A 17,672-nucleotide genomic window follows, 5' to 3' on the forward strand; every position below is an offset into this window, starting at 1 on the left:
GAGGATAAGACAATGACTAAACCAGAAATGTTTATACCGTTGGTAAGTGGATTCGCATTAACGTTTATGTTTATGCCATTATTTATTGGCTATTTTAGAATACGTAAACAAGGGCAAATGATTAGAGAAGAAGGACCAAAATGGCATGAGAAAAAGTCTGGTACACCAACAATGGGTGGATTTGTCTTTAATATTGCTATTATTATTACTGCAATTTGGACAGGTATATGGGCTAATTCTATGACACCAGCGATGATGATTATGATTTTCATCTTATTTTTATATGCTATTTTAGGATTTTGGGATGACAGTATCAAATTATTCAAACGACAAAATGAAGGTTTAAAGCCTTGGCAAAAATTATTGGGTCAAATAGTTGGTGGATTAATCTTCACCGTCGTTTATGTCCATGAACATTTGCCACTTGCAATTAATGTCTTTGGTTTTGGTGAGGTCTCAATCGGTATTCTTTATGCTGTATTCATTATTATTTGGCTTGTTGGATTCTCTAATGCGGTTAATTTAACTGATGGAATTGACGGTCTTGTTTCAGGTCAATCAATTATTGCATTCGGTGCATATGCAGTTGTTGCGCAAGTACAACAACAAAAGGATGTACTTATTTTTTGTTTATCTGTCATTGGCGCATTAATTGCGTTCATTTGGTTTAATCATAAACCAGCTAAAGTTTTCATGGGAGATATGGGATCGTTAGCATTAGGTGGTGCATTAGCAACCGTTTCAATTTTATTACACCAAGAACTATCACTCATTTTTATTGGTATTATATTTGTTTGTGAGACGGCAAGTGTTATTTTACAAGTAGCTTCATTTAAATTAACAGGTAAACGCATATTCAAGATGAGCCCAATTCATCATCATTTTGAAATGAGTGGTTGGAATGAATGGAAAATTGATATTGTCTTTTGGACTATTGGGTTAATTGCTGCGATTTTAACGTTACTAGTCATTTTATAAAGGGAGATTTAATTGGAATGAAAAATATTACGAATTATCAAAATAAAAAGGTTCTAGTTGTAGGTTTAGCAAAGAGTGGCTTGAATGCAGCCAAACTTTTAAAAGATTTAGGCGCATTTGTGACTGTGAATGATCATAAAAATATTGATGATAACCCTGAAGCTAAAGAGCTTTTGGCTGAAGGAATCAAAGTGATTACGGGCGGACACCCACTCTCTTTACTAGATGAGGATTTTGAGTTAGTCGTAAAAAACCCTGGAATTCCATATACAAATTTACTTATTGAAAAGGCAATGGAAAAAGGTTTACCTATTATTACAGAACCAGAGCTTGCTTATGAAATTTCTGAAGCGCCAATGATCGGGGTTACAGGAACGAATGGTAAGACAACTACAACGACGCTGATTTCATTGATGTTAAATCAAGAAAGAAAGCAAGGACGTGCATTTGTCGCTGGAAATATTGGTGTTCCATCTGTTGCCGTAGCAAAAAAGGTAACCAAAAATGATATTATTGTAGCTGAATTATCAAGTTTTCAATTATGTGGCATTGATAAATTGAAACCAGAAATAGCCGTTATTACTAATATTTATGAGGCACATACGGATTACCATAAAACTCGAGAAAATTATGTGAAAGCAAAAATGAGAATAACTGAAAATCAAGATTCTAGTGATTTTCTTGTTGTCAATTGGGATTTAAAAGAACTTCGTGAACTAGCTAAAACAAGTTCTGCTAACATTGTGCCATTTTCTAGATTAGATGAAATTGAAACAGGGGCTTATGTAAAAGACGGAAATATTTACTATCAGAATGAATTCATTATGAAATCGGATGAAGTTAATATTCCTGGTGAACATAATATTGAAAATGCGCTTGCAGCTATCGTAACTGCTAAAATTAAAGGTGTAACAAATACTGCTATTCAAGAAGTATTATCGACATTTACAGGAGTACGCCACCGTACACAGTTTGTTAGCGCATGGCATAATCGCAAATTCTATAATGATTCAAAGGCAACTAATATTGAAGCAACTGAGATGGCTGTAAAAGGATTTTCGAATCCAATTATACTATTAGCTGGTGGATTAGATAGAGGATTTACGTTTGAAAAATTGGTGCCTGTACTTAAAGCACATGTAAAAGCAATGATTGTTTTCGGTGAAACAGCTGATTTAATGCGAAATGCTGGAGAAGCGGCAGGTATTACTCAAATTAAGCAAGTCACTGATGTTGTTGCAGCTGTTCCCGAAGCATATAAATTAAGTGATAACAATGATATTATATTGTTATCCCCAGCAGCAGCTAGTTGGGATCAATATCCTTCATTTGAAGTACGTGGTGACAAATATATTGAAGCGGTTGAAAAATTAATGCAAGTAGAGGATAAATAAAATGAAAATTATTGTTTCTGGTGGTGGCACTGGCGGGCATATTTACCCTGCGTTGGCCCTTATTGAAGCGCTAAAAGTAAAAGATCCAACGGCTGAATTTTTATATGTTGGGACTGAAAAAGGACTTGAGAGCCGAATCGTTCCAGATAATGGAATTCCATTTAAAACAATTAAAATTCAAGGATTTAAAAGATCGTTATCAGTAGAAAATATTAAGACAGTCCAACTATTTTTAAAAAGTGTGAAAGACGCAAAGAAAATGATTAAAGAATTTAAACCAGACATTGTTATTGGAACAGGCGGTTACGTATGTGGTGCAGTGGTTTATGCTGCTGCTCGATTACATATTCCAACTATTGTTCATGAACAAAATAGTGTTGCAGGTGTAACAAATAAATTTTTGAGCCACTTTGTTGATAAAGTAGCTATTTCTTTTGAATCAGTTGCAGATCAATTTCCTAAGAAAAAAGTTGTTTTCACAGGGAATCCCCGCGCACAACAGGTTGTAAATGAAACAGAAATTGAAGCATTATCGCAATATGGATTATTAGATGATGTACCAACGATGTTAGTTTTTGGTGGTTCAAGAGGAGCTGCGAAAATTAATCAAGCAATGGTTGAAGCAATTCCTGAATTAAATAAAAAACCATATCAAATTTTATTTGTTACAGGTAACGTTCACTACGATAAAATTATGAATGATTTAAACGGGATAGAATTAAATAAAAATATTGTGATAAAACCATATTTAAATAATATGCCTAATTTATTAAGCCATATTTCTGTCATTTTAGGACGTGCTGGTGCAACAAGTATAGCAGAAATAACTGCACTTGGATTACCATCTATTTTGGTGCCTAGCCCTTATGTTACAAATAATCATCAAGTAAAAAATGCAATGAGTCTAGTTGATAATAATGCAGCTAAGCTTATTACTGAGGATAAGTTAACGGGATCAAAATTGGTCATGGTTTCAGATGAAATGATGCTCAATACTGATGTGAGAAGACAGATGGCTAATAATTCACGTAAAATGGGTGTGCCCAATGCTGCAGATAATCTAATTAAGGTTATGGAAGATTTAATCAAAATTAAAGAATAAGTTAGGAGGCCAAATAAGATGTCAAAAAATAAATTCTTAAAAAGAAAAAAAGCTGAATTGACACCTTGGGAGGCCTTACAAGAGAAAAAAAAGAAGAAAAATAAACGATTCGATTTTTTTGGAAACCCCAAAACAATTAGTGACCGATTACCAAAATTAAAAAAATATCAACATCATGCCCTAAAACAAAAATTAATTATTATAATTGGTTCGTTTCTGATTATTGGTTTAATTGCACTATATTTTATTTCACCATTAAGTAAAATACAAAATATTAGTATTTCAGGTGAAAAAACAGTTTCAAAAGTACAAGTAGAAAATGCTAGTAATTTACACATTAATGATCCATTATCCCACGCGTTTTTTAGAAAAAAAGCTATTTTAAAGGATATAAAAAAAGAATTGCCACAGGTGAAGTCACTAACTGTTAGCCATAATAAATGGAATGGTGTTAAACTTTCTATTAATGAATATGATCTTGCAGGATATATTTATAAAAATAAAACATACTATCAATTATTTTTGAATGGGACAATTGGAAGTAAGAAATTTGACCAACCAGTGGGGAATTATCCTACGTATTCTAAGTTTAATCAAACAAATATATTGCAAAAAATGGTTAAACAATATAAAAAAATTCCGATGAAAATCAGAAATGGAATATCAGAAATCGATTATCAACCATCCAAAGTGAATAATCAGCGAATATATATATACATGAATGACAGAAATAAAATTATTGCTAATATTGATAATTTTGCCGATAAAATGGCTTTCTATCCAAGTATCTCATCTAAAATGAAGAAAAAAGGTGTCGTTGATTTAGAAGTGGGTGCATATTCTTATCCATATAATAAGAAAAGTTAACAAAGTTGGTATGGCCTATGGGATATCCTTTCTAAATCAGGTCTTAATGTGGTAAAATATGAGTACTATATCTTATAAAAAATAATATTAAAAGCAAGCTGTAAGGAGGTTCTTTTTCAGATGGGTAACGCAGGTATATATGTGGGGTTAGATATCGGTACGACATCAATTAAAGTTATCGTTTCTGAATACGTTAATGGTCAATTGAACGTAATTGGTATTGGTAATGAACGCTCACAAGGTTTGAATAGGGGAATTGTAGTCGATATTGATAAGGCTGTAATTTCAGTACAAAAAGCTATTAAACAAGCTGAAGAAAAAGCAAATATTCAGATTCACGAAGTACATGTTGGTATTCCTGCTAATTTATTACAAATTATTCCTTGTAACGGCATGATTGCCGTTTCAGATGAATCAAAAGAAATTACAAATGAAGATGTTGTGAATGTTGCGAGTGCAGCATTAGTTCAAAATTTACCACCAGAAAGAGATATCATTGATATTATTGCTGATGAATTTGTAGTTGATGGATTTGATGGCATTAAGGATCCTCGTGGTATGATTGGTGTGAGATTAGAAATGCATGGATCAGTTTATACTGGCCCAAAAACAATTATTCATAATTTAAAAAAATGTGTTGAAAATGCTGGGCTAACTATCAGAGAAACAATCGTGAACCCATTAGCACTTGCATCAGTTGCGATGTCAGATGGCGAAAGAGACTTTGGTACTGTACTTATTGATCTCGGTGGTGGTCAAACGACTGCTTCAGTGATTCATGATCATAAGTTGAAATTTACATACGTGGACCAAGAGGGTGGCGATTTTGTCACGAAAGATATCTCAGTGGTTCTTAATACATCTGTTGAAAATGCTGAAAAATTGAAACGCAATTATGGATTTGCTAATTCTGAGTTAGCATCAGAAGATGATGTTTTCCCAGTTGATGTTGTTGGACAAAGTGAGCCAATCAATATCTCTGAAAAATATTTAGCAGAGATTATTGAAGCAAGAATCTCTCAAATCTTAGATAAAATAAAAAGTTCATTAGATGCTATCAAGGCGTTAGAATTACCAGGTGGCGTTATCTTAACTGGTGGTCTTGCAGCTTTACCAGGAATTACAGAATTAGCATCAGAAATTTTGCAAGTTCAAGTTAAAACCTACGTCCCTGATCAAATGGGATTACGCTATCCTTCATTTGCACAAGCCTTAGGATTGATTAATTATGCAGTCGAGCAAGATGAAGTCACATTATTAGTGAAAAGTGCAATGGGACTTGATATTGATCAATTAAGTTATAGTATTGTTGAACCAGACAACGAAAAACCTAAGAAGCAAGAAGTAAAAAACAAAGTTAAAAAAACTAGAAAACCAAAAACATCAGGGGATCCATTAAAATCAGTTAAAAACTTTTTTAATGAATTTTTCGATTAAATAGGAGGAAGTAAGTAATGGAATTTTCTTTGGACTCAAGTGAAGATAAAGGCGCAGTAATAAAAGTAATTGGTGTCGGTGGCGCTGGTGGTAATGCTGTTAATCGTATGATTGATGAAAATGTTTCAGGTGTTGAGTTTATTGCATTAAATACTGATGTTCAGGCATTGGAAAGCTCAAAGGCAGAAATTAAAATTCAATTGGGTCCTAAATTGACTCGTGGATTAGGTGCTGGTGCAACTCCAGATATTGGTAGTAAAGCTGCACAAGAAAGTGAAGAAGCAATTATCGAAGCTATTGATGGCGCTGATATGATTTTCGTTACTGCTGGAATGGGTGGTGGAACAGGAACAGGAGCTGCTCCTGTTGTAGCTAAAATCGCTAAAGATCAAGGCATTTTAACAGTCGGAATTGTAACACGTCCATTTACATTTGAAGGACCTAAACGTAGCCGTTTTGCTGCTGAAGGAATAGCTAATCTGAGAGATCAAGTTGATACGTTAGTTGTTATTGCTAATAACCGTTTACTTGAAATCATTGACAAGAAGACACCGATGCTTGAAGCATTCCAAGAAACAGATAATGTTTTACGTCAAGGTGTTCAAGGTATTTCTGAATTAATTACATCACCCGGTTTAATTAATTTAGATTTTGCTGATGTTAAAACAGTGATGGCTGATCAAGGAACTGCATTAATGGGAATTGGATCTGCTACTGGTGAAAATAGAACTGCTGAAGCAACAAAAAAAGCAATTTCTTCGCCATTACTCGAAGTTTCAATTGATGGTGCAAAACAAGTTCTACTTAATATCACCGGTGGTGCTGATATGAGTCTTTTCGAAGCGCAAGAAGCTTCTGAAATTATTTCACAAGCTGCAACTGATGAAATTAATATTATTTTTGGAACGTCAATTAATGAAGACCTAGGTGATGAAATCGTCGTAACAGTTATTGCAACTGGTATTGATGATGTTAAAGAAGAAAAAAAAGCCACAGTTCGTACACGAACATTACCAAGAACTGATGCACCTAAAGCAACATTAGCTGAAAAGCAAGAAGATCGTTTTGACGATTGGGATATTATGCACCCATCAAGTCAACCTGAAGAAAAAAAATCAACAGAATTTGAAAATGTTGAAAAACCAAATTTTGATGTCTTTAAGAATGATATCAAAACTGATGATTTAGCAACAAATAATGATGATAGTTTAAGTACACCACCGTTTTTCAGAAAACGACGTAAAGATTAATTAAATGAATCAATGGGGAGGTTACGGATATTATGGCTTTTGAAAAAATTGGTCGTTTTTTTGGGTTAGCTGAAGAAGATGATTTTGAAAATGATGATTACCAAACCGAAGAGTCTATGCGGACTTCGTCATTGAATCAAAGTAATAAAGTCGTTTCGATAAATGGTAAATATAGTCAACCACAAAAAATTAATTTATTTGAACCTAGAATTTATTCTGATGTTAAGGATATTGCAACGCATTTAATGCAAAATCAAGCAATCGTCGTAAATTTTCAAAAAATGGATGAAGTTCAATCTAAACGGATTGTTGATTTCTTGTCCGGAACAATTTTTGCTATTAACGGAACAATTCAAAGAATTGGCGATAATATTTTTCTTTGTACACCAAACTCATTTACTGTTGAAGGAAATATGGCAGATAATATTTTTGAAAAATTCGAATAAAAGAAAAATCGAGGTATACAAATGATTGAGTTTATTACATTTCTAGCTAAAGTGATTACGTGGGCTTTTGATGCTTATGAGCTAGCAATTATCATTTACGTTTTAATGTCATGGTTTCCAGGCGCTTATAATACGCCGGTTGGCCATTTCTTAAGTAAAATTTGTCAACCATACCTTGCATTTTTTGACCGTTTTATCCCGGCAATTGGGGGTATTAGTTTTTCACCAATTATTGCGATAATCGCGCTAAGCTTCATCCAAAATGGGGTTATGGGACTTCTGACTACTTTGATTCGTCTTTATGTTGGAGGCTAATGATATATGAATGATACAATTTACCAACATTTCAGGTCCGACGAAAAAGAAATTATTGATACATTGTCAGATTATATCGAGCAAGCTAAATCAGAGTACAGGGCAGTTCTAACTCATTTTTTAAATCCTAGAGAGGCACATATTGCGACCTATCTATTAGGCCAAAATGACGAAATTAGTTTAAAATTATTTGGTGGCACGAAAGAAGCTGAACGAAAAAGATTACTTTTTTATCCAGCGTATTTCGATGTTCAAGATAGTGATTTTGATTTACAACTTATTGAAATTAAGTATCCAATAAAATTTGCTACCTTAAAACATGGACAAATTTTGGGAACTTTGGCTAATGCGGGATTAGATAGAGAAGTACTTGGTGATATTTTAACAGATGGTCAGCAATGGCAGGTTGTTGTTGAAAAAAAGATGGCTAATTATTTGATTAGTCAAGTTGATCGTATTGGTAAAATTAAGGTATCACTTGAAGAGATTCCTTTTTCACAAACGGTGAGTGTCACAGATGAGTGGCAATCGCAAAATGAATTAGTTTCATCGTTACGAATCGATTCAGTCATATCAGCTGTTTATAATATGTCTCGACAAAACGCCAAAAATTTAGTTAATTCTGAAAAAGTTAGTTTAAATTGGCAAGTTATTAATAAGCCTGATTATGAATTAGCAGAGTTTGATGTTTTGTCAATTCGTGGTTTTGGACGAATCAAGTTAGATTTTATTGCAGGTATGACTAGAAAAGATAAATATAAATTAGAGTTATCAATATTAAAAAAATAAATTTTGAAGGACGTGCAAAATGACTTTAAGTCCATTAGATATTCATAATAAAGAATTTAACGTAAAATTACGAGGCTATGATCAAGACCAGGTTAATGATTTTCTAGATAAAATTATTAAAGATTATGAAATAACGTTAAAAGAAAATGAAAATTTAACTGAAGAAGTTAAAACTAGTAATGAAAAGTTAGAATACTTTAATGATTTAAAAGATTCTTTAAATCAATCAATTATTGTTGCTCAAGAAGCTGCTGATCGCGTTAAGGTTAATGCTAAGCGTGAATCTGAAATTATTAATAAAGAATCACAAAAGCAAGGTCATGATATTATTGATGAAGCGAATGAAAAAGCTAAACATATTATTGATATGGCTTCAGAAAAAGCTAAAAAATTAGCTGTTGAGACTGATGACTTGAAGAAACAAGCACGTATTTTCCGTCAACGTTTAAAAGTTATGATGGAATCACAATTAGAAGTTGTTAAAAGTTCTGATTGGGACGAAATTTTAAAACAAGGCGAGACAAGCACATATTCTGAAATTCAAGACGTTTTAAAACGTGAAGAAGACAAAGAAAAACGTGAAGCCAAAGAAATAAAAGAATCAGTTAATAATAATGACGATATTGTTGTTACAGAAATTATTGCTGAATCAGATGCAAATGAAGATTCTGAGCAAAATGATCAAGATACAATGGTCATTTTCCCAGATAATAAATAAATTTGAGAATAACAATTATATGATACATTTTTAGCGAGTCGATGATAGTGGAAGGTCGATAATAAGTATTATATAATTTATCATCTCAACGATTTCATTAAACTGAAATGATCAAGTAAGTTTAATCGGCTTCATCTCCGTTATCACGATGATTGAGTGAAATTTAACGTTATATAATGTTAAGTTTCTAAATTTGGGTGGTAACACGAAGACTTCGTCCCTTGTAACGGAGTCTTTTTGTGTATAATGAAATAAAATAACTTTTAAAAGGAGTTTATAATATGAAAATGAAAGAAACCTTAAACTTAGGTAAGACAGAATTTCCAATGCGTGGAAATTTACCAGTTAAAGAAGCAGAGCGTGAAGATGCATGGAGACAAAACGGTGTTTATGAACTAAGACAAAAGTTAAATGAAAAGAAACCAAGTTTCATTTTACATGATGGACCTCCATACGCTAATGGTAATATCCATATGGGACATGCTTTAAATAAGATTACGAAGGATATTATCGTTCGTTCAAAATCAATGATGGGCTTCAGATCACCTTTTGTTCCTGGCTGGGATACTCATGGCCTTCCTATTGAACAACAATTGGTTAAACAAGGTGTTGATCGTAAAACCATGTCAAAAGCTGATTTTCGTGAATTATGTGAAAAATATGCTTTGGAGCAAGTTAATTTGCAACGCGAAGATTTTAAACGTTTAGGCGTTGCAGCTGAATGGGATAGCCCATACATGACTTTACAACCTGAATTTGAAGCTGAAGAAATCAGAATGTTTGGTGAAATGGCTGAAAAAGGTTACATCTATAAAGGTAAAAAACCAATTTATTGGTCACCATCGTCTGAATCAGCATTAGCTGAAGCAGAGATTGAATACCACGATATTAAATCACCATCAATGTATATTACATTTGATGTAGTTGATGGGAAAGATATTTTAGATACAGATACAAAAATGATTATCTGGACAACAACACCATGGACAATTCCAGCTAATTATGGTGTCGCTGTACATCCTGATTATAAATATATCCAAATTAATGCTGATGGGAAAAAATATGTTGTCGCTGAAGAACGTTTAAATATTTTAAAAGAAGAATTTGATTGGGAAAATGTTGAAGTATTAAAAGAATTTTCTGGTCGCGATATGGAATATATGACAGTGCAACATCCATTATATGATCGTACATCATTAGTTATTCTAGGTTACCATGTTACTTTAGATTCTGGTACAGGACTTGTTCATACTGCTCCAGGACATGGTGAAGATGATTTTATTGCTGGACAAAAGTATAAATTACCCGTTGTATCTGTTTTAGATGAAAAAGGTGTCATGAATGAAGATGCGCCTGGATTTGAAGGGATATTTTATGATAAAGCTAATCCATTAGTAACTGATGAATTGAAAGAGAATGGTCATTTACTTAAACTTTCATTCTTTACGCATAGTTATCCACATGATTGGCGTACAAAAAAACCTGTTGTTTTCCGTGCAACGGCACAATGGTTTGCATCAGTAGAGATGTTCCGCGATGATATATTAAAAGAAATTGAAAAAGTTGATTTTAAAAACGAATGGGGTAAGGTTCGTCTTTACAATATGATTAGAGATCGTGGCGATTGGGTGATTTCACGTCAACGTGCTTGGGGCGTTCCATTACCTATCTTCTATGCAGAAGATGGGACACCTATCATTACACCAGAAACAATTGAACATGTTGCTCAATTGTTTGAAAAAAATGGATCAAATATTTGGTTCAAAAATGATGCTAAAGCACTACTTCCTGAAGGATTTACAAGTGAACATAGTCCTAATGGTGAATTTACAAAAGAAGAAGATATCATGGATGTTTGGTTTGATTCAGGTTCTTCACATCGTGGAGTGCTAGGTAAACGTGATAATTTAACGTATCCTGCAGATCTATATATGGAAGGTTCAGATCAATATCGTGGATGGTTTAATTCAAGTGTTATTACATCCGTTGCAACTAATGGAATTGCACCATACAAACAGTTGATGTCACAAGGATTTGTACTTGATGATAAAGGACATAAGATGAGTAAATCGCTTGGGAATATCATTTTACCAAGTAAAGTTATTAAACAATCAGGAGCTGAGATTATCCGATTATGGACAGCATCAGCAGATACATCTTCTGATATCGCTGTTTCAATGGATATTTTAAAACAAGTCTCTGAAACATATCGTAAGATTAGAAATACATTTAAATTTATTTTGGCTAATACAACTGACTTTGATCCAAATGAAAATGCAATTGCATTTGATGAATTGGCATCAGCAGATAAGTATATGTTAATTAAATTAAATACATTTTCAAAAGAGGTTTTGGATGATTATGCTGAATATGATTTCTTAGCAATTTACAAAAAAGTGATTACATTTATTTCAAATGACTTATCAGCATTCTATTTAGATATTGCAAAAGATATCGTTTATATTGAAGCTGAAGATAGTTTTGAAAGACGCTCAATGCAAACTGTTCTATACCAGATTGTAACAACAATGGCTAAGTTATTAACACCTATCTTGCCACATACAACTGAAGAAGTTTGGGACTATTTGAAAGAACCAGAAGAATATGTTCAATTAAGTGAAATGCCAGAAGTTGCCCATTTTGATGGTGAAATTAAAATTGTTGAAAATTGGCAAGCATTCATGAAAATTCGTTCATATGTCTTAAAGGCTTTGGAAGATGCGCGTGATGCAAAATTAATTGGGAAATCATTTGAAGCAAAAGTTATTTTATATGTGAATGATTCTGATAAAGAATTACTTAACGTACTTGATACGGATATCCGTCAACAATTGATTGTTTCTGATTTAGAAATTTTATCTATTGATGATGTTCCAGAAGATGCAACTAATTTTGATAACTTAGCTGTTAAAGTTGAAGTAGCTAACGGTGAAGTTTGTCAAAGATGTCGTATGGTTAAGACTGATGTTGGGGAGGATACTGCGTTACCAACGCTCTGTCATCGTTGTGCAACGATTGTTGAACAAGGTTATCCAGAGGCAGTTACAGAAGGTTTTGAAAATTAAATATTTCAAAAAAGGAATAACGTAGAGTTATTCCTTTTTTTGAGTCAAATTGATTACAATCCTAAAAATATAGCGTAATATGTAAGGTATACAATTATAGTGAGAGCAGGTGTTCAATGTGGAATTAGTAAAAGTACATGGATCAGAAAACGATTTTTTTCTTTTAGATCAAACTAAATTAGAGACAGCATTATCAGATGAAAAATTAAAGAATTTAGCAATTCAAATGTGTGATCGAGAATCTGGATTACACGGTGGCTCAGATGGCATTTTAGTCGTTGATAAATCAAGTCATAATGGTGTTCTAGGTCAAATGAGAGTCATCAATGCTGATGGTACAGAGGCTAGTATGTGTGGAAACGGTTTAAGAACTGTTGGGCGCTATTTAGAAACTAAATTTGGACAAACAGAATTTAAAGTTGAGACAATGCATGCTGATTTAGATGTTAAGAAAGCACCAAATCTTCAGGCAGGCGTTGCAGCTTACAATGTCGAAATTTCACCTGTTAGTTTTGAGTCACAAACGTTACCAATGTTTTTACAAAGACAAACATTGGTAGATGAAATTATTCCTGAATTTTCACAAACGTTAAAGTTTTCAGCTGTCTCGGTACCAAATCCGCATTTAATTACTTTTGTTGATCATACAACGTTACAAGGACCGGAACTTGAAAGAATTGCAACTTATTTAAACGGTGAAAATCCGTATTTTCCAGATGGTGTTAACGTTAGTTTTGTTGAAAAATTAGATAATAAATCAATTTTTGTTAGAACTTATGAACGCGGAGTTGGGTTTACTAATGCGTGTGGAACAGCAATGTCTGCTTCAAGTTTAATGTTTGTTCTGTTAAGTGAAGGTAAAGTGCCATTTGGAACTGAAATTAATGTAAAAAATCCTGGTGGTATGGTTAAAACTGTTGTGCATCAAGATGAGAGTGGCAATTACTGGATGTCTCTAATTGGTAATGCAACTAATGTTGCGAATATAACAATTGAGTTAGCTGATGCTCTGAATGGTGATTTTTCTAAGGCCAAATGGATATCAACTAATGAACAGGATGCTTATTTAAAGTTTATATTAAGTATTATGTAATTTTATGGGGGTAAAAGACATAAATGACTGTCTTTTATCCTTTTTTTAATTTAAAATAAAGGGAAACGCTTGAGGAAATTTAATGAAAAAATGGATCATTGGAATTTGTTTAATGCTGATAATAATTGGCTTTGTTATTTTTGGCATTAGTTATTATTTATTTGAATATGCGGAGACACCAACCAATAAGGAATTTATTAATTCAGAACCTAAAAGTGCTGAGTTAAAGAAAGAATACACTTGGTTAAAACAAGTTAAAAAATTAAATTGGCAGATCAAATCTGAAGATAATTTAAAGCTTAAAGCAATTTATGTTCCTGCAGAAAGTAAAACTAATAAAACAATATTTGTTGCTCATGGATTTATGGGAAAGAAAGAAGAAATGGTCCGCTTTATTCATTTTTATCATGACAAAGGCTATAATGTTCTTGCACCAGATGCAAGAGCACATGGCCAAAGTCAAGGTGATTATATTGGTTATGGTTGGTTAGAGAGAAAAGATAATTTACAGTGGCTTGATAAAGTAATTAAATATAAAGGTACAGATTCAAAAATTACTCTATTCGGTGTTAGTATGGGTGGCGCAACGGTTATGATGTTGAGTGGAGAGAAAAAATTGCCTTCACAAGTTAAGGCAATTATTGAAGACTGTGGCTATACAAGTGTGGCTGATGAGTTAACTTATCAGTTGAAACAGATGTATAAGTTACCTAAAATCCCTATTATCCCTATTGCTAGTCTGATATCAAAAGTTAAAGCAGGTTACTCATTTTATGAAGCAAGTTCAATTAAGCAATTAAATCATAATAAGTTACCTGTGTTATTTATTCATGGTAGTGACGATAAATTTGTTCCGACTGAGATGATTTATCAAAATTATGCTGCGACAAGAGGACCTAAAGAAATTTTCATTGCACATGGTGCTAAACATGCTACGTCATTTACAAAAGATAAAGTTGAGTATGAAAAGAAAGTAACTCATTTTTTAAAACAATATTTTAACTAGGAAAAGTAAAATAACGAGGTTAATTAAATGAATTTAGAAGAAAAAGTTTTATCAGAAGAATTAATATTCAAAGGACATGTTATAGAAGTTGTTAATGAGACGGTTAAACTACCAAATGGTGAACAATCAAATAGAGAAATCGTACATCATCATGGTGCTGTAGGTATATTAGCAATAACGGATGAAGAAAAAATTGTTCTAGTTAACCAGTGGAGAGCACCTATTAGGAAGACATCATTAGAAATTCCGGCCGGTAAAATTGATGGCGATGATCATAATTTAATCGAGACTGCAACACGTGAACTGAATGAAGAAACACGCTATGAAGCTAAACATTTAGCTGAAATATATGGGTTTCATTCAGCATTAGGATTTGCGGACGAATATTTAACGCTATTCTATGCGACTGGATTAGAAAATGTAGATAACGAGTTACCTCAGGATATTGATGAATTTTTAAATGTAGTCGAATTGACGTTTAATGAGGTTCAAGCTAAAATTAAATCTGGTGAAATAACTGATGTTAAAACTATTTTAGCGGTTAATCATTGGGAAATTGAACGATTAAAAGGTGAATTACATGGATGATGAAAAAAAGTTATCGAGAAGTGAATATCAGAGATTACAAGAATTAAAGAATGATCCTGAATTTCGACAAAAAGAACGTCAACGAGTTGAAAAGGAATACCAAGATGAACATCCAACAAGAAGCTCATCTTCAGAACAACCAGAAAAAACAAATAAAAAAAGTAAATTAAACCAATTTTTGAATTGGACAATTGTATTTTTAGTTATTGCAATTGTAATTGTATTTTTAGCTTTATTCTTATTACCTTAGATATTAATAAAAAATGGAGGGTAACAACATGATTTACGGTATTTTATGTGCAATGGAGGAAGAAATTCTTTCGCTTAGAAGTCATCTAGAGAATAGAAAAGACAAAGAAATTGGCGGGATTTCATTTTATACAGGCCAAATTAATGGAAAAGAAGTTGTTTTGGTTAGATCTGGTATTGGTAAGGTACAAGCAGGGATGACAACAGCCCTTTTAATTGCAGAATTTGGAGTAACAGCCGTTATTAATTCTGGTTCAGCTGGTGGTATTGGTAATGGACTTAAAATTGGAGATGTGGTCTTAGCCACAGAAGTTGCCTATCATGATGTTGATGCAACAGCTTTTGGATATGAAATTGGTCAATTACCCCAACAACCAACTAAATACTTGGCAGATACAAATTTAAACGATGCAATTAAAAAAGCGGCTCAAGAAAATGATTTAAGTATAAAACCAGGACTAATTGTATCTGGTGATCAATTTATAGCAAGTCAAGCTCAGACAGATGTCATACTTAATCATTTTCCTGATGCTCTTTGTAGTGAAATGGAAAGTGCCGCAGTTGGTCAGGCAGCACACCAATTTGGTATTCCATTCACTATTGTTAGAGCGATGTCAGATGTTGGCGATGAAGAAGCTGGACAAACATTTGATGATTTTATTATTGAAGCTGGTCAAAAATCAGCACGAATGATTCTATCATTATTAAGCTAAATTAAAAGGAGATAAACTAAATTAATGTCAGGAATATACTTAGATAACGCAGCAACCACACCAATGGCAAATGAAGTCGTTGAAGTGATGACAGATATGATGAAGAGCACCTTCGGGAATGCCTCAAGTACACATCAATTTGGACGTTCAGCACGAATGGTGCTTGATGATAGTCGACAAATTATTGCAAATAGTATTCATGCAAAAGAATCAGAAATCATCTTTACAAGTGGTGGTACTGAGAGTGATAATATGGCTATTATGCAAACAGCTATTCAGAGAAAAACATTAGGTAAGCATTTAATCACAACAGCAGTAGAGCACCAGGCTATTTTAAAAACAATGAAATATTTAGAATCAATTGGATTTGAAGTTACTTATTTACCAGTTAATGAAGATGGTGTTATCAATATAGTCGATTTTAAAGAGGCTTTAAGAGATGATACAATTCTTGTTTCAATCATGATGGGTAACAATGAGACGGGAAGTCATATGCCAATTCATGAAGTTGGTGAGATTTTAAAGGATCATCAAGCTTGGTTCCATACGGATGCTGTTCAAGCTTATGGACTACTGGATATAGATGTTAATGAGGATCATATAGATATGTTATCAACATCAGCCCATAAATTGAATGGGCCTAAATTTTTAGGCTTTCTCTATAGAAGAGAATCTATATTTTTCCCTCCCTTTATTAAAGGTGGGGAGCAAGAAGACAAGAGACGAGCAGGGACAGAAAACATACCAGCAATTGCAGGTTTTGCTAAAGCTGTTTCTTTAATCTCAGATGATGAAAAACAAGTACGACAATTAAAGTATCAAGGCTTCAAAAAGCAAATTATAGCGGGATTAGATGATAACCATATTGATTTTGAAATTAATGGGACACTCTCAGATGATAACTTACAACATGTCTTTAATATTTGGATAAAAGGTATTCAAACTGAAGTATTACAGACCCGGTTAGATTTGGCAGGTATTGCTGTTTCTGGTGGCTCTGCATGTACTGCTGGTAATCTCGAACCTTCACATGTATTAATGGCTATGTACGGTGAAAAGAGTCCGAGAGTCACAGAATCTATTCGATTGAGTTTTGGAAAAGATAATACAGCTGAAGAGATAGATACTTTTATAGTACAATTAGTTAGAATAGTTGGTAGATTGAAAAAATAGGGGGAATTTAATAATGGCATTTGAAAAAAGTATTCAACTTTTAGGAGATACAGTAACTTATGAATTGAGTTCTGATGTAAAAAAATATACGTTAAGAGATTTAGGATTTGCAGAAACTAAAGCAGGTAATTTTCAATTGGAGAGATCTTTAGATCCTAATTCACCTTTCAATAAGGGCATTAAAGTTAAAGTTATCGTTGATAAGTCATTAACTGGATTTAAAATGTCAACGACGACTGCTAATGGACTTAAAGCAGTTAATATATTTCATGGTGAAGATAAAAAAGCTGAAACTGAACAATTTGATTATGTGATTGGTCAATTAATTGATAGGGATGTTTTGAAAAAGGTATTGTCAAAATGACAATACCTTTTTTATTATTATTAATAGTATTTTATAAGGGTATATTAACTATGAAGTATTATAAGGATGTTTTTGTATGTACGTTTTTAGATTGAAAAGGTATAATAAAGCGTATTCACTATATT

The 17,672-nt window shown here is 32.9% G+C and carries 18 protein-coding genes; all 18 read left to right on the forward strand.

Translation table 11 applies throughout. The features are described from left to right. Positions 1-12 precede the first annotated feature (12 nt). Positions 13-978: a phospho-N-acetylmuramoyl-pentapeptide-transferase gene (gene mraY, locus AC1RPT_RS05730; RefSeq protein ID WP_409022368.1), complete on the forward strand. Its 966-nt coding sequence runs from the start codon at positions 13-15 to the stop codon at positions 976-978. 17 nt (positions 979-995) lie between these two features. Then, on the forward strand, positions 996-2,372 hold the full coding sequence (murD, locus tag AC1RPT_RS05735; protein WP_481761680.1) for a UDP-N-acetylmuramoyl-L-alanine--D-glutamate ligase: 1,377 nt from the start codon (positions 996-998) through the stop codon (positions 2,370-2,372). A gap of 1 nt (position 2,373) precedes the next feature. Further along, positions 2,374-3,474: an undecaprenyldiphospho-muramoylpentapeptide beta-N-acetylglucosaminyltransferase gene (murG, locus tag AC1RPT_RS05740; protein ID WP_409022370.1), complete on the forward strand. Its 1,101-nt coding sequence runs from the start codon at positions 2,374-2,376 to the stop codon at positions 3,472-3,474. 18 nt (positions 3,475-3,492) lie between these two features. Further along, on the forward strand, positions 3,493-4,341 hold the full coding sequence (locus AC1RPT_RS05745) for a cell division protein FtsQ/DivIB (protein WP_409022371.1): 849 nt from the start codon (positions 3,493-3,495) through the stop codon (positions 4,339-4,341). Between the two features lie 120 nt (positions 4,342-4,461). After that, entirely contained in the window at positions 4,462-5,778 is a 1,317-nt protein-coding gene (ftsA, locus tag AC1RPT_RS05750) for a cell division protein FtsA (RefSeq protein WP_481761681.1), read from the forward strand. 17 nt (positions 5,779-5,795) lie between these two features. Then, complete coding sequence (gene ftsZ / locus AC1RPT_RS05755) at positions 5,796-7,028, forward strand: cell division protein FtsZ (protein ID WP_481761682.1); 1,233 nt, start codon at positions 5,796-5,798, stop codon at positions 7,026-7,028. A 32-nt stretch (positions 7,029-7,060) separates the two neighbouring features. Continuing rightward, the gene (locus AC1RPT_RS05760; RefSeq protein WP_481761683.1) at positions 7,061-7,474 is read left to right on the forward strand and encodes a cell division protein SepF; all 414 of its coding nucleotides are present in this window, start codon (positions 7,061-7,063) and stop codon (positions 7,472-7,474) included. 21 nt (positions 7,475-7,495) lie between these two features. Continuing rightward, positions 7,496-7,789: a YggT family protein gene (locus AC1RPT_RS05765; protein ID WP_409022375.1), complete on the forward strand. Its 294-nt coding sequence runs from the start codon at positions 7,496-7,498 to the stop codon at positions 7,787-7,789. Positions 7,790-7,795: 6 nt separating this feature from the next. Continuing rightward, positions 7,796-8,578 (forward strand): YlmH family RNA-binding protein, encoded by a 783-nt coding sequence (locus AC1RPT_RS05770; RefSeq protein WP_481761684.1) that lies wholly within the window; start codon positions 7,796-7,798, stop codon positions 8,576-8,578. A 19-nt stretch (positions 8,579-8,597) separates the two neighbouring features. After that, the gene (locus tag AC1RPT_RS05775; protein WP_409022377.1) at positions 8,598-9,296 is read left to right on the forward strand and encodes a DivIVA domain-containing protein; all 699 of its coding nucleotides are present in this window, start codon (positions 8,598-8,600) and stop codon (positions 9,294-9,296) included. A gap of 281 nt (positions 9,297-9,577) precedes the next feature. Then, positions 9,578-12,361, forward strand: coding sequence for an isoleucine--tRNA ligase (gene ileS / locus AC1RPT_RS05780; RefSeq protein WP_481761685.1), 2,784 nt, complete (start codon positions 9,578-9,580; stop codon positions 12,359-12,361). Positions 12,362-12,479: 118 nt separating this feature from the next. Continuing rightward, positions 12,480-13,454 carry a diaminopimelate epimerase gene (gene dapF, locus AC1RPT_RS05785; protein WP_481761686.1) on the forward strand — a complete coding sequence of 325 codons (975 nt, stop codon included), beginning with the start codon at positions 12,480-12,482 and terminating at the stop codon, positions 13,452-13,454. An 82-nt stretch (positions 13,455-13,536) separates the two neighbouring features. Continuing rightward, complete coding sequence (locus AC1RPT_RS05790; RefSeq protein ID WP_481761687.1) at positions 13,537-14,460, forward strand: alpha/beta hydrolase; 924 nt, start codon at positions 13,537-13,539, stop codon at positions 14,458-14,460. Positions 14,461-14,487: 27 nt separating this feature from the next. Then, the gene (locus AC1RPT_RS05795) at positions 14,488-15,048 is read left to right on the forward strand and encodes an NUDIX domain-containing protein (RefSeq protein ID WP_481761688.1); all 561 of its coding nucleotides are present in this window, start codon (positions 14,488-14,490) and stop codon (positions 15,046-15,048) included. Then, positions 15,041-15,298, forward strand: coding sequence for a DUF1328 domain-containing protein (locus AC1RPT_RS05800; RefSeq protein WP_481761689.1), 258 nt, complete (start codon positions 15,041-15,043; stop codon positions 15,296-15,298). Before AC1RPT_RS05795 ends, AC1RPT_RS05800 begins: the two co-directional genes overlap by 8 nt. 28 nt (positions 15,299-15,326) lie before the next feature. Beyond that, positions 15,327-16,010, forward strand: coding sequence for a 5'-methylthioadenosine/adenosylhomocysteine nucleosidase (locus tag AC1RPT_RS05805; protein WP_481761690.1), 684 nt, complete (start codon positions 15,327-15,329; stop codon positions 16,008-16,010). A gap of 24 nt (positions 16,011-16,034) precedes the next feature. Further along, complete coding sequence (locus AC1RPT_RS05810) at positions 16,035-17,183, forward strand: cysteine desulfurase family protein (protein WP_481761691.1); 1,149 nt, start codon at positions 16,035-16,037, stop codon at positions 17,181-17,183. A gap of 13 nt (positions 17,184-17,196) precedes the next feature. Beyond that, positions 17,197-17,547 (forward strand): DUF1831 domain-containing protein, encoded by a 351-nt coding sequence (locus AC1RPT_RS05815; protein ID WP_481761692.1) that lies wholly within the window; start codon positions 17,197-17,199, stop codon positions 17,545-17,547. Positions 17,548-17,672: the final 125 nt, after the last annotated feature.

The organism is Dellaglioa sp. CoH-56-MRSF-11, from assembly GCF_056782135.1.

What these genes read in the sequence shown, in the direction of transcription:
- AC1RPT_RS05810 (WP_481761691.1), top strand. Translation starts at nt 16,035, where the DNA reads ATGTCAGGAATATACTTAGATAACGCAGCAACCACACCAATGGCAAAT.
- AC1RPT_RS05795 (WP_481761688.1), top strand. Translation starts at nt 14,488, where the DNA reads ATGAATTTAGAAGAAAAAGTTTTATCAGAAGAATTAATATTCAAAGGA.
- ftsA (WP_481761681.1), top strand. Translation starts at nt 4,462, where the DNA reads ATGGGTAACGCAGGTATATATGTGGGGTTAGATATCGGTACGACATCA.
- AC1RPT_RS05745 (WP_409022371.1), top strand. Translation starts at nt 3,493, where the DNA reads ATGTCAAAAAATAAATTCTTAAAAAGAAAAAAAGCTGAATTGACACCT.
- mraY (WP_409022368.1), top strand. Translation starts at nt 13, where the DNA reads ATGACTAAACCAGAAATGTTTATACCGTTGGTAAGTGGATTCGCATTA.
- AC1RPT_RS05760 (WP_481761683.1), top strand. Translation starts at nt 7,061, where the DNA reads ATGGCTTTTGAAAAAATTGGTCGTTTTTTTGGGTTAGCTGAAGAAGAT.
- AC1RPT_RS05790 (WP_481761687.1), top strand. Translation starts at nt 13,537, where the DNA reads ATGAAAAAATGGATCATTGGAATTTGTTTAATGCTGATAATAATTGGC.
- ftsZ (WP_481761682.1), top strand. Translation starts at nt 5,796, where the DNA reads ATGGAATTTTCTTTGGACTCAAGTGAAGATAAAGGCGCAGTAATAAAA.
- AC1RPT_RS05770 (WP_481761684.1), top strand. Translation starts at nt 7,796, where the DNA reads ATGAATGATACAATTTACCAACATTTCAGGTCCGACGAAAAAGAAATT.
- AC1RPT_RS05805 (WP_481761690.1), top strand. Translation starts at nt 15,327, where the DNA reads ATGATTTACGGTATTTTATGTGCAATGGAGGAAGAAATTCTTTCGCTT.
- murD (WP_481761680.1), top strand. Translation starts at nt 996, where the DNA reads ATGAAAAATATTACGAATTATCAAAATAAAAAGGTTCTAGTTGTAGGT.
- AC1RPT_RS05775 (WP_409022377.1), top strand. Translation starts at nt 8,598, where the DNA reads ATGACTTTAAGTCCATTAGATATTCATAATAAAGAATTTAACGTAAAA.
- AC1RPT_RS05800 (WP_481761689.1), top strand. Translation starts at nt 15,041, where the DNA reads ATGGATGATGAAAAAAAGTTATCGAGAAGTGAATATCAGAGATTACAA.
- AC1RPT_RS05765 (WP_409022375.1), top strand. Translation starts at nt 7,496, where the DNA reads ATGATTGAGTTTATTACATTTCTAGCTAAAGTGATTACGTGGGCTTTT.
- ileS (WP_481761685.1), top strand. Translation starts at nt 9,578, where the DNA reads ATGAAAATGAAAGAAACCTTAAACTTAGGTAAGACAGAATTTCCAATG.
- murG (WP_409022370.1), top strand. Translation starts at nt 2,374, where the DNA reads ATGAAAATTATTGTTTCTGGTGGTGGCACTGGCGGGCATATTTACCCT.
- AC1RPT_RS05815 (WP_481761692.1), top strand. Translation starts at nt 17,197, where the DNA reads ATGGCATTTGAAAAAAGTATTCAACTTTTAGGAGATACAGTAACTTAT.